Here is a 12055-nt window from a genome sequence, read left to right on the forward strand (position 1 = left end):
GGGGGGATTTAAGTTGCATACCCCCCTTCAATTTTTGACAGGGAAAGGTTTTAACAATGGGAAAATATATTTTAAAACGTATTTTGCTGCTGATACCGGTAGTCATTGGCATTACATTTTTTATTTTTTTGATTATGAGCTTAGCACCGGGTGATCCTGCAACCCTGATCCTGGGGATAGATGCAAGTCCGGAGCAGCTGGAAGCAAAGCGTATCGAATTGGGACTCCGGGATCCCATTATTATCCGTTATATCCATTATATGATCAATGTGCTGCATGGCGATTTCGGAGACTCCTGGTATAATCACTACAATGTTTTAACTGAATTTCTTACACGCCTTCCCAATACCATGAAACTTGGGATGCTTGCAATGCTTTTGTCTTCTCTGGTCGGGATACCGCTCGGTATTTTAACGGCGGTACGGCAGAACGGTTTTGTTGATTATACGGCATTAGCAGCTGCGATGGTTTTTTCATCCATGCCGATTTTCTGGTTTGGTTTAATGGCTCAAATGTATATTGCATTGAAATGGAAGCTTTTACCGGCTACCGGAGCCGAATCTTTTAAATATTTCATTTTGCCGGCTATTACGTTGGCTGCCGGACAGCTGGCAGGCCAGGTGCGCGGGACCAGAACCGCAATGCTTGATGTAATTAAACAGGACTATGTGAGAACAGCGCGTTCCAAAGGCGCATCAGAAAAACGTGTTATTTTTAAACATGTTGTAAGAAACGGTATGCTTCCGGTTGTTACGCACCTGGGAGTAAGTTTTGCAACATTAATAGGCGGAACTACCGTAACGGAATCTGTATTCGCAGTTCCAGGAGTATCAACGCTCCTGATCAATGCGGTAAAAATCCGTGATGTACCCGTGGTGATGGGGATCATATTGATCATTGCCTGCTTTGTAGGCATCGTGAATCTGCTGGTTGATTTGCTGTACGCTTATATTGATCCGCGGGTGAAGCTGGGATACTAGATGGAGAAGGTGACTTTATGAGTAAAAATAATAAAATGAGGAAGAACGGAAGCCAGTGGGGACTTATATGGTTCCGTTTTTCCAAGAATAAACTTGCTATGTTCGGGTTGGTTATGTTGTGCATTTTGACGGTATCTTGTCTTTCCTCATCCCTGTACATCGATTATAAACGGGTATACCAGCAGAATATCATAAATGCTTTTACAAGTCCCGGGTCCGGGCATTGGTTTGGCACGGATCAATTTGGCAGGGATTTATTTGCCCGGATTATGTATGGAGGCCGGATCTCTTTGTTAGCCGGTTTGGTGGTTGTTGCGATCGCATTGACGATAGGTTTGGTGCTGGGCGGTTTTTCCGGATATTTCGGCGGTAAGGTAGATATTATTTTAATGCGTATCTGTGATATTTTTATGGCAGTTCCCAGACTGCTTCTGGCAATGGCTGTGGTTTCTGCATTGGGGCAGGGAACATTTAAAATGCTGATTGCTCTTTCCATCGCCCAGTTTCCCGGCCTTGCCCGGACAGTCCGGGCGTCGATTATGACGATCCGGAATCAGGAGTTTGTGGAAGCGGCCAAGTGCTACGGCAGCAATCCTGTACGCATTATATTTAAGCATGTGATTCCAAATGGGATCGGACCTGTGATCGTAAATGCTACTTTAAGCTTGGGAGGAACCATCCTTACCATAGCTTCTCTGGGCTTTCTGGGGATCGGTGTCGCATCTCCGACGCCTGAATGGGGAACCATTTTGTCGGAAAACCGTACCAATATCCGATATTATCCATATTTGGGTATGATACCGGGTATCTTTATCATTATTTCCGTCATGTGTTTAAACTTTGTTGGAGATGGTCTTCGTGATGCCATTGATCCAAGATCAAAGACTTGAGAAGGAGTAAGTACTGATGAACGACATTTTACTAAATATAACGGATCTGCATGCTCAGTATAATACGGATGATGGAGTGGTCTGCGCTCTGAATGGCGTTGATATCAGCCTCAGACGGGGGGAAGTCATGGGAATCGTGGGAGAGACCGGAGCAGGCAAATCCACTCTTGCACTCAGTATTCTTAAATTACTTCCGGACAAGGTCGGACAGATCACCAAAGGCAGTATCACCTATGATGGGATTGATATTTTAAAAGCAGGGAAAAAAAAGATGCATCAGCTGCGCGGGGCAAAGATGTCCATGATTTTTCAGGACCCCATGAGCAGCTTGAATCCCATTATTACAGTGGGCGATCAGATTAAAGAAGTTTTAGATCTCCATTTTCCGGATATGCACTCCGGAGAAAAGGAAAAGCGTGTGGACCAGATGCTGGAATTGGTAGGAATACAAAAAAGCAGAAAAAATGATTACCCTCATCAATTCAGCGGCGGAATGAAGCAGCGTATTGGAATTGCCATGTCCCTGATCGCAGAGCCTGAGCTGCTCCTTGCGGATGAACCGACAACAGCCCTGGATGTAACCATACAGGCGCAGATATTGAAGCTGATGCAGGAGTTAAAAGAACAGTTTAATTCCGCTATGATCATGATTACCCATGATCTGGGAGTGGTAGCGGAATTCTGCGAGACTGTGGCTGTGGTTTACGCGGGAGAAATCATTGAACAGGGGACTGTGGAGGAACTGTTTTCCAAGGAGAAAAACCATCCCTATACGGTTGGATTATTCAACAGTATACCTGACCTCACATCGGATGCGGTACGCCTGGTGCCCATACCGGGCTTCATGGCAGACCCTATGGACTTACCAAAAGGCTGCAAGTTTGCACAGCGCTGTGAGCATTGTGAGAATGCCTGCAAAGAGAAGAAACCGGATCTGTATGGCACCGGCTCTCACAAAATCCGCTGTTTCCGATATAAAGGGGAGGAGGTCTAGAAGATGGCAGCATTGATAGAAACAAAGAACTTAAAGAAGTATTTTGATACACCGAGAGGATTGCTCCATGCAGTTGATGATGTTTCCATTCAAATTAATGAAGGAGAGACACTGGGAGTTGTAGGAGAATCCGGCTGCGGAAAATCAACTCTTGGCAGAACCATTCTCCGGCTTCTGGAGGCAACAGACGGTGAAATCTGCTATAGGGGTGAAAATATACTTAGTTATGATAAACGCCGTATGAAGGCCATCCGTAACCATATGCAGATGATTTTTCAGGATCCGTTTACATCCTTAAATCCGAGGCTTTCTGTTGGAGACATTATAGCTGATCCCATGAGAGTTATGAAGACTGGTCATAATAAACAGGAAATGCGCAGGAAAATCTATGAAACGATGGAACTGTGCGGACTGCCGGAGCGGTATTATAATACATATCCCCATGAATTGGATGGGGGAAGAAGACAGAGGGTGGGGCTGGCCCGTGCATTGGCTTTAAATCCGGATTTTATTGTCTGCGATGAACCGGTTTCTGCTCTTGATGTGTCCATTCAGGCACAGATCTTAAATTTGCTCATGGATTTGCAGGAACAGAGAAAACTGGCTTATATGTTCATAACCCATGATTTGTGCGTGGTACGGCATATCAGCAATTATATTGCAGTTATGTATCTGGGGCAGGTTGTTGAGTATGCACCAAAGAATGAGCTGTTTACCCATCAGCTTCATCCGTATACCAAAGCTCTGCTGTCTGCAATTCCGACTACCGATATATCAAGAAGAAACCGGGAACGTCATCTGCTGGAAGGTGAGGTTGGAAATCCGATCAATCCGGAGCCGGGGTGCCGTTTTGCTTCCAGATGTAAGTATGTTTGTGAAAAGTGTAAGGAACCGCAGGAACTGAAGGATTGCGGCGGGGGACATTACGTTCGGTGTGTATTAGCGCATAACAGTTAAAGAGATAAGAGAGGACGACAACATGGGACATTGGTGGAATGAAGAGCCGTGGCGGCTGATACAGACAAATATGCGTCAGATTGATATGGAGGATATTGATTCAGAACGTTACGTCAGCAAATTAAAGGAATTTGGTGCGACAGTAGCCATGATTAATACCGGAGGAATCATGGCCAGTTACAGGACGGGGATAGAAGATCATACCGTCAGCGAATACCTTGCAGGAGATTCCTTAAAACAGATAATGGAAGCGTGCAAAAAAGAAGGCATCCGGGTCATCGCCCGGATGGATTTTTCAAAAGTGAGGAGAGAGGTTTATGAAAAGCACCCGGACTGGGCCTATCGGACTCAGGCTGGGGAGATTGTGGACTTTAACGGTGATGTACATATGTGTATCTGCGGGGGATTCCAACAGGAAAAATCTTTTGAAATTATGAAGGAAGCCGCTGAGACATTGCCGATTGACGGTGTATTTATCAACATGGGCGGATTCCAGGAAAAAGATTATAGTTACCGTCATTACGGGTTATGCCATTGCGATAATTGTAAAAGAAAATTCAAAGAGCAATTTGGCCTGGAGCTTCCGGAAAGTGAATCTATGGATGATGTTGTATTTCGTAAATACAAATTATTCCAGAAAAGGGTGATTTCAGATTATAAAAACCGAATGAAGGATATGCTGCGTAGCATAAATCCTGAAATTGCAATCGACGGTGTGGATTTTGCAAGGATTGAATCCAATACAGAATATAAGCGGGTAGGACCTCAGTGGCAGTATGGTTCCTCATCCACAGTCCGCGGTGTGCAGTCGTTAAGACCGGGATACATCTGCAGCAATGCAGCAGTCGATTTTATTGGATATTTTTACCGCCATGTTGCTGTGAGCCCGGCTATGCAGTCTTTGCGGATGTGGCAGGATGTGGCAAACTTTGGTGTGCTGGACTATTATATGATCGGAAGGCTGGATAATCATAAAGACAGATCCGGCTTTGAGAAGGTAAAAAAAGCGTTTGCCTATATGGCTGCTCATGAAGAAGATTACAGAGGTATGGCTTTAAAGGCAGATGCGCTCCTGATCCGTCAAGGCGGATATCACGTGACAGGAGAAAGCTGCGGCTGGGTTCGTGCGTTTACGGAAAGTCATATTATGCTGGAAGAGACGGAGCCGGAATTTGTAAAGGCGGAAACAGATTTATCACATTACAAAGCGATTATCGTCGCAGATATTCATACAATACCAGAGGAAACAGCTCAGAAACTGGATGATTATGTAAATAAGGGCGGCTGCCTGATTATAACCGGAGAGACTGGAAAATATGATGAAAATGGAAACGAACGGACAAATATGCCATTTGAAAGTATCGGGGCAAACAGGGTCCTTTATCATCGGAATGATATGGTATCAGCTATGTTTGAGCTGCAAAAGAGCGATAAGCTGCTGCTGCCATCCTTTACGGATATAGATGTTATTTATTTTGGAGATGATTACTTATTTGCAGAGTATAAGGATCAGGTAGAAACGTATTTACATCTGATCCCGCCGCATCCCTATGGACCGCCGGAACGCTGCTATTATACAAAGGTTACGGATCTGCCGGGATTTACGGTTCATCGTTATGGAGAAGGCAAGGCAGTGCAGATTCCCTGGAAACCGGGTCTTGTATACGCCAGAGATGGTTATCAGAATACTTTCTTATTCATGAAAGACGTGTTAGGGTCTGTTGCCGGGCTGAATTGTGTGGAGGATGAGCCATTTTCCCCAATGGTAGAGGTAACACTCGGCTGGGAAAAAGATAAGAAATATGCAATGGTGCATCTCGTGAATGGAACAGGACACTTTGGAACCTCTTTCTTTGAACCGGTTGCAGTAAACGGTATCAAATTAAAACTTCCGATGGACAGGTGTCCGTCAAAAGTCTGCCAGCTTGTGAAAGGGGAGGAAGTTCCCTTCCGGTGGAATGAGGGTAATTTATATGTGACAGTGGATACTCTGGAAGAGATGGAATGCATTAAAATTATGTTTGAAAGGTAATATGGAACAGCCCCATATCAACTTCCCCGGCTTAGATGTGATGAGCCGGGGAAGTTTGTTAAACAGTACTAATATTTAAGGTGGCATAAAAAGGGAAGGGAATGGGTATAAAAATGAAATTATTATTTGCACCAGATTCATTTAAAGGGTCCTTATCCTCAGAGGAGATCATTCGCCTGCTTACGGAGGCGGCCCAAAAAACGTTTCCCGGCTGTGAGTGCGGCGGTGTGCCGGTAGCGGATGGAGGAGAAGGAACGGTTCCTGCTGTCGTATCGGCTACCGGAGGCAGCGTTAGAAAGGTAAAAGTTCATGGACCTCTGATGGAGGAAGCGGCATTCATCCTGCTGTTTCAGAAGCAGAATTTACAGTTATGTGTGATGTAACCAATCCTTTAACAGGCCCGGAAGGAGCAACTTTTACATTTGGCGGACAGAAAGGAGTAAGTCCTGAAATCCGGAAGAGAATGGAAGCAGATATGGAAAAATATGCGGTTTTACTATCCGGAATTGCCGGAACAGACATAAACAGCATACCAGGAACAGGCGCAGCAGGCGGTTTGGGAGCGGCTTTAAAGGTTTTTCTGCATGCAAATATGAAATCTGGCATTGAAACTGTTTTGGACTTCATTGAATTTGATAAAAGACTGGAAGGAGTTGATCTGGTTGTTACAGGAGAAGGGCGGCTCGATTGGCAGTCTGCTTTCGGCAAAGTGCCGAGCGGAATCGGGCAGCGCTGTAAAAAGCATGGGATCCCTGCTATCGCCATTGCAGGTGGTATGGGAAATGGGGCTGAAAGGATCTTTGAGTTTGGAATTGAAAGTATTATGCCTGCAATTAATCGGGCAATGGAAATTGACGAAGCAATGGAAAGAGCTGAAGAACTATTAAAAGGAGCAGCAGAACGGGCATTCCGCATGATATTAGTTGGTATGCAATTGAAATAGGAATATTATGGAAGCCGTATTTGACATTAAAATAAAAAATAAGTATAATCTTATTGACCATTTGTCGATATGTATTGTAAATTTTATAATCAGTAGGGGGTGATCGCGATCAGTGACATTCGTGATGTTGCAAGGATGGCAAATGTTTCTATAGGTACAGTGTCAAATGCGTTTAAACGGCCGGAAAAAGTGGCTCCTGAAACATGTAAGCGGATTTTAACCATAGCCAGTCAGCTGAATTATTTTCCAAATCAGCTGGCCAGTGCTTTAGTAACATCTCAGACACATCTGCTGGGACTTATGGTTTCGTACTTAAATGCAGGTCACCGGGGAATCGCAGTCAATGAATTTGTCAGAATAGCCGCAAAGCATGGCTATATGGTTATTATGGCATCTACGGATATGAATGTGGAAGAGGAAACGGATGTGATCAGCCGTTTTATCCGTTACCGGGTAGACGGAGCGGTGGTTTATTCAGATTTTATTGAAGGACGTACGGAACACATTAAAATACTGGAAGAGAATGGGATACCCTGTGTTGCTGTCAAACGTTTTGATGAGAGCTATGAGAACATATCGGTAAGTGCGGATCATGCATTTCAGGATATTGCGGAACAGCTTAGGAGGTATAATCATCTTCATATCGGTGCAGTTACATCTGATTTAACAATGAATGACGGCACGCCGAATATCAGAACACGCCGTTTGGATACCTTCCGTAAAAAGTTAGAAGAGGTAGGTCTTGCTTTAGAAGAACAGGATATTGCAGTTGTCCATGATGATACGATGGAGGCAGGAGGAAAGGTTGTTGATGACTGGCTTTCTTCCGGGCGGCAGCTGCCAACTGCATTTTTATGTATGTATGATTATTTGGCAGTGGGGATGATTGACCGCTTCCAGAAACGGGGATACCGTATTCCAGAGGATGTCTCTGTCATTGGATATGGAAACTATGATGCCGGGCTTTGCTGTTATCCTAAATTGGCTTCTGTTGACATCAGGGAAACGGACATTCTAATGACAGCATATGATATGATTACAGAAAGGATCAAAGATCCGGCACTTCCCTTGAGGAATATAGAGGTTGACCATAAATTTATTCTTCGAGGTTCGCTGGGAGCAGCACCGGCTTATAATAATATTGTATGATAACTTCCCTGGCTCAAAAGTACTGAGCCGGGGAGTTTTTTTGCTTAATGTGCTGTCAAATAAAATTTTATAATTGGGTAATGAACCGCAGCAGTAATCAACAGCCAGTGCCTTTTAGATTTGGAGGAGTCTAAAAGGCACTGGTTATTTTGTTATGCTGCTTTAACATTTCATAAATATTTCTCTGACAAACCATTAGTATCTGTTAAGTATAATTATGAAAAAATAAGCAAACTACTTTAGTAATACAGGTTTGTATTTAAAGAAAGGAGAGTTTCATATGGAAGAAAACAATGAGTAAGATGCAAAACCATTTCAGGCGGCGATTATTATGGGCGGTCCGCGGTCAGTGATGCCATACTATAGTTCCATTCATGAAATCCATGACAGGCAGAAGGTATGCGAAATTGAGACAGAGGCCGGCAGGATGGCATTAGTCCAGATGGTAAAGCTACGTTTTGTTTTCAGTACCAAGTTATAAATAATAAAATACAAATTAATAAAATTCTAACAAAATATAAACATTTTTAAATATTAGTTGACTACAATATAGATATTAAATTCATTTTAGAATGATCGTGGTAGATAGAATTATCAATTACAAATTAAATTGTATTATTTGAAGGAGAGCAGATTATGAAAGTACAAGGAAAAATTATCGTAGTAACTGGTGGAGGAAATGGAGTAGGCAGAGAGTTAGTATTACAGCTTCTTAGAAAAGGAGCTGATGTAGTTGCAGTTGATATTAATGAAGAAGCTTTAAAAGAGACAGTTAAGAAATCCGGAAACAATAAAAGATTATTTACTTATGTAACAGATATTTCAAAAAAACCGGATGTTTTTGCATTTGCACAGAAAGTAGCGGAAGAACATGGAAAAGTAGATGGAATTATCAACAATGCAGGTATTATTCAGCCCTTTATAAATCTAAATGAACTTGAAATGGATCGCATTGAGAGGGTAATGAATATTAATTTCTATGGAACTCTTTATATGGTAAAGGCATTTTTACCATACCTGTTGAAGAGACCTGAAGCACATATTGTTAATGTCTCAAGTATGGGAGGTTTCTTACCGGTACCCGGGCAAAGTATTTATGGGGCATCGAAAGCGGCGGTTAAACTGCTTACAGAGGGTCTTTCCTCTGAATTAACAGATACTAATGTAAAGGTTTCCGTTGTAATCCCTGGTGGAATTGCAACAGATATAAAAAAGAATTCTGATATTAAATATAATGTATCCGCTGAAAGCAGTAAATCCAAGATGGTATTAACACCTGCCAAAGCGGCAGAATTAATCATTCATACAATGGAAAAAAAGAAGTTACGTAGTTATATTGGCAAAGACTGTAAGGTTTTGAATACTTTTTACAAAATCAGTCCCCGTTTAGCAATGAATTTAATTAATAAAGTTATGAAGTCGAATGAACATTAAATTGGAGGAAGTATAATTTCCAACCATATAATCTATTAAAGATAGCGGGAGATGAAGCAATGAAAAATGTATGTGTTATAACTGGTGGCGGCAGTGGAATGGGATTAGCTACTGCCAAATTAATGGGAAAGGAACATTATATTATTATATGTGGGAGAAGTGTAAAAAAATTAGAGGGAGCAGTACAGGAGTTAAAGGAAGATGGCATTGAGGCAGAAGCGTTTGCTTGTGATGTGTCTGACTATAAAAGTGTAGAAGAGCTGGCAATTCATGCAAAAAAAATGGGAAAGGTTACAGCAGTAATACATGCAGCAGGAATGTCTCCTCATATGGGAGATGCAAAGACGATAATGGAAGTGAATGCTTTGGGAACAATTCATATTAATAATTCATTTTATAAAGTAATGGAAGAGGGATCTTGTATTATAGATGTGTCTTCTATGTCAGCTTATTTGATACCAAAAATAATTATGCCCGTAGGATTATATAAGTATAGTCTTAAGGATCCGGAACTATTTGTAAAAAAAGTTTTAAAAAGAGTGAATATGTTTCCTAAAAAAGAAAGGTCTGGAGTGTCCTATGGAATATCCAAACATTTTGTCATCTGGTTTGCTAAACAGGATGCTGCAAGATTTGGGCAAAAGGGTATCAGGGTAGTTTCAGTTTCTCCGGGAAATTTTGAAACCCCCATGGGAGAATTAGAAAAAGAAGAAGCGGATTTATATACAAAATTTTGTGCAATCAAACGTTTTGGCCGAGTGGAGGAAATTGCAAGTTTATTTGCTTATTGTGCAAGCCCTGATGCCGGTTATTTAACAGGGGTTGATATATTGTGCGATGGCGGACTTGTGGCATCCGGGGTTAATCCACTTATGAGAAACAAATAATCGAAGCTGGTAATAAAATTAAAGTCTATACGGAAACAAGGAGGGATTAAACTCTGATATACATTCTGGTTGTAGAAGATGATAAAGATTTGAATCAGACAGTTTGCAGGCATTTGAATAGCCATCATTATCAGGTCATTGGATGCCTGAATCCTTCAGAGGCATATGATCGCTTATATGCAGAGCATTTTGACTTGATTATCTCGGATATCATGATGCCAGGGATTGATGGATTTGAACTCGCAGAAACCGTACGGCAGCAAGATCAAGATATTCCTATTCTTTTTATGACAGCACGGGACGATTTTACAGCAAAGAAAAGAGGCTATCATTTGGGCATAGATGATTATCTGGTTAAGCCCATTGATTTGAACGAACTGATTCTGCACATTGAGGCACTGCTGCGGCGGGCCAATATTGCGGCGGCGAAAAAGCTGCAAATTGGAAACCTGTTACTGGATGAAGATGATGTCAGTGCGTCAGTGGATGGCGAAGATGTACCTCTTACTCTAAGGGAATTTCAGATTCTCTTTAAGATGTTGTCATACCCCAAGCGAACCTTTACCCGAAGCCAACTGCTGGACGAATTTACCAGTATAGAAAATGAAAGCGGCTTACGGACGGTAGATGTATATATTACAAACCTGCGTTCAAAGTTTGCCCACTGTGACTCATTTAAAATCGTTACCGTGCGTGGACTTGGCTATAAGGCGGTGATTCAATGAAAAAGGATCCTCGTATCAACGCAAACAGTATGGGATTCAGAAAATATTTTACTCTCTACTGCTCAATCGTTCTCCTTTGCGGCAGCCATACCGCGATTCATTTTATGCAGCAGCAGAATAAAGAAATGGAAACAATTTATGTGGTGCTTTCCATGCTTACCTATATTTTTTTTCTTAGCCTTCTGCTGATGTTTCTGTTTGCCTTTTACCGCAAGAATTTCTTTCTGCATCCGATTAACCTGTTAAATGACGCTGCCCGCAAGGTGGCGCAGGGAGATTTTTCGGTGCGGATCCCTCCCCAGGGAAGGGACGGGAAAAAGGATGAATTTGAAGTATTGTTCGAAGACTTTAATGCTATGACAGCAGAACTTGCGAGCACGGAAGTGCTTAAAAAAGACTTCATATCCAATGTATCCCATGAGCTGAAAACGCCCCTTTCTGTTATCCAGAATTATTCCACTATTCTGCAGAGCGAAAAGCTGTCGGAAGCAGAAAGGCAGGAGTACGCCCAAAGAATTGGAGAAGCGGCAAAACGGCTCACTGTGCTTGTAACAAACATCCTGCAAATCAGTCGGTTGGAAAACCAAAAAATCCCCATACAGACAAAGACTTTCAACTTAAGTGAACAGCTCTGCCGCTGCGCGCTCGAGTTTGAACAGCTATGGGATGAAAAAGACATTTCGCTGGATACTGAGATGGATCAGAATATTCTTATAAATAGTGATGAGGAATTATTAAGCATCGTGTGGAACAACCTTCTTTCCAACGCCTTGAAATTTACTGAACAGGGCGGGAATGTCCGCATAACGGCGAAAGCAGAAAATGGTCAGGCGGTTGTCACGGTGAAAGACACCGGCTGTGGAATTGACGCCGGTTCAATACGCCATATATTTGAAAAATTTTATCAGGCGGATACATCGCATGCCATGCAGGGGAATGGATTGGGACTGGCTATGGTACAACAAATCGTCACCATGCTTGGAGGTAAGATAGCTGTTGACAGCACACCAGGCGTTGGCTCGGCCTTTACGGTTTGTTTGAGTCTTTGACATATAGCTGATAAT

General features: G+C 42.4%; 13 protein-coding genes. All 13 read left to right on the top strand.

Features of this window, described 5'->3' with window-relative positions; translation table 11 throughout:
- Positions 1–56: 56 nt before the first annotated feature.
- The 13 genes from BQ9856_RS06215 to BQ9856_RS06265 all read left to right on the top strand — a co-directional run bounded on the left by BQ9856_RS06215 (position 57) and on the right by BQ9856_RS06265 (position 12040).
- Entirely contained in the window at positions 57–980 is a 924-nt protein-coding gene (locus BQ9856_RS06215) for an ABC transporter permease (protein WP_077610267.1), read from the top strand.
- Positions 981–997: 17 nt separating this feature from the next.
- Positions 998–1870, top strand: a complete 873-nt coding sequence (locus BQ9856_RS06220; protein ID WP_139348666.1) for an ABC transporter permease — start codon at positions 998–1000, stop codon at positions 1868–1870.
- Between the two features lie 16 nt (positions 1871–1886).
- On the top strand, positions 1887–2864 hold the full coding sequence (locus tag BQ9856_RS06225) for an ABC transporter ATP-binding protein (protein WP_077610268.1): 978 nt from the start codon (positions 1887–1889) through the stop codon (positions 2862–2864).
- A gap of 3 nt (positions 2865–2867) precedes the next feature.
- Positions 2868–3821: an ABC transporter ATP-binding protein gene (locus tag BQ9856_RS06230; RefSeq protein ID WP_077610269.1), complete on the top strand. Its 954-nt coding sequence runs from the start codon at positions 2868–2870 to the stop codon at positions 3819–3821.
- A gap of 22 nt (positions 3822–3843) precedes the next feature.
- Positions 3844–5853: an alpha-amylase family protein gene (locus BQ9856_RS06235; RefSeq protein WP_077610270.1), complete on the top strand. Its 2010-nt coding sequence runs from the start codon at positions 3844–3846 to the stop codon at positions 5851–5853.
- Between the two features lie 113 nt (positions 5854–5966).
- Positions 5967–6236 carry a glycerate kinase gene (locus tag BQ9856_RS25670; protein WP_442855491.1) on the top strand — a complete coding sequence of 90 codons (270 nt, stop codon included), beginning with the start codon at positions 5967–5969 and terminating at the stop codon, positions 6234–6236.
- Complete coding sequence (locus tag BQ9856_RS06240; protein ID WP_442855492.1) at positions 6224–6796, top strand: glycerate kinase; 573 nt, start codon at positions 6224–6226, stop codon at positions 6794–6796. The genes BQ9856_RS25670 and BQ9856_RS06240 overlap by 13 nt, the downstream gene beginning before the upstream one ends.
- A gap of 99 nt (positions 6797–6895) precedes the next feature.
- A complete protein-coding gene (locus BQ9856_RS06245) occupies positions 6896–7945 on the top strand; it encodes a LacI family DNA-binding transcriptional regulator (protein ID WP_139348667.1) in 1050 nt (349 codons plus the stop codon).
- Positions 7946–8294: 349 nt separating this feature from the next.
- Positions 8295–8426, top strand: a complete 132-nt coding sequence (locus BQ9856_RS25425; RefSeq protein ID WP_268875585.1) for a hypothetical protein — start codon at positions 8295–8297, stop codon at positions 8424–8426.
- Positions 8427–8581: 155 nt separating this feature from the next.
- Positions 8582–9379: an SDR family NAD(P)-dependent oxidoreductase gene (locus BQ9856_RS06250; protein ID WP_077610272.1), complete on the top strand. Its 798-nt coding sequence runs from the start codon at positions 8582–8584 to the stop codon at positions 9377–9379.
- 59 nt (positions 9380–9438) lie between these two features.
- Positions 9439–10266, top strand: a complete 828-nt coding sequence (locus tag BQ9856_RS06255) for an SDR family NAD(P)-dependent oxidoreductase (protein WP_077610273.1) — start codon at positions 9439–9441, stop codon at positions 10264–10266.
- A 53-nt stretch (positions 10267–10319) separates the two neighbouring features.
- Positions 10320–10991 (top strand): response regulator transcription factor, encoded by a 672-nt coding sequence (locus BQ9856_RS06260; RefSeq protein WP_077610274.1) that lies wholly within the window; start codon positions 10320–10322, stop codon positions 10989–10991.
- Positions 10988–12040 carry a HAMP domain-containing sensor histidine kinase gene (locus tag BQ9856_RS06265; RefSeq protein WP_077610275.1) on the top strand — a complete coding sequence of 351 codons (1053 nt, stop codon included), beginning with the start codon at positions 10988–10990 and terminating at the stop codon, positions 12038–12040. Before BQ9856_RS06260 ends, BQ9856_RS06265 begins: the two co-directional genes overlap by 4 nt.
- Positions 12041–12055 lie beyond the last annotated feature (15 nt).

The organism is Clostridium sp. Marseille-P2415 (assembly GCF_900155545.1).
Lineage (GTDB): Bacteria > Bacillota > Clostridia > Lachnospirales > Lachnospiraceae > Lacrimispora.

Coding starts and splice junctions, on each gene's coding strand:
- BQ9856_RS06215 (WP_077610267.1), top strand. CDS start 57: ATGGGAAAATATATTTTAAAACGTATTTTGCTGCTGATACCGGTAGTC.
- BQ9856_RS06220 (WP_139348666.1), top strand. CDS start 998: ATGAGTAAAAATAATAAAATGAGGAAGAACGGAAGCCAGTGGGGACTT.
- BQ9856_RS06225 (WP_077610268.1), top strand. CDS start 1,887: ATGAACGACATTTTACTAAATATAACGGATCTGCATGCTCAGTATAAT.
- BQ9856_RS06230 (WP_077610269.1), top strand. CDS start 2,868: ATGGCAGCATTGATAGAAACAAAGAACTTAAAGAAGTATTTTGATACA.
- BQ9856_RS06235 (WP_077610270.1), top strand. CDS start 3,844: ATGGGACATTGGTGGAATGAAGAGCCGTGGCGGCTGATACAGACAAAT.
- BQ9856_RS25670 (WP_442855491.1), top strand. CDS start 5,967: ATGAAATTATTATTTGCACCAGATTCATTTAAAGGGTCCTTATCCTCA.
- BQ9856_RS06240 (WP_442855492.1), top strand. CDS start 6,224: ATGTGTGATGTAACCAATCCTTTAACAGGCCCGGAAGGAGCAACTTTT.
- BQ9856_RS06250 (WP_077610272.1), top strand. CDS start 8,582: ATGAAAGTACAAGGAAAAATTATCGTAGTAACTGGTGGAGGAAATGGA.
- BQ9856_RS06255 (WP_077610273.1), top strand. CDS start 9,439: ATGAAAAATGTATGTGTTATAACTGGTGGCGGCAGTGGAATGGGATTA.
- BQ9856_RS06265 (WP_077610275.1), top strand. CDS start 10,988: ATGAAAAAGGATCCTCGTATCAACGCAAACAGTATGGGATTCAGAAAA.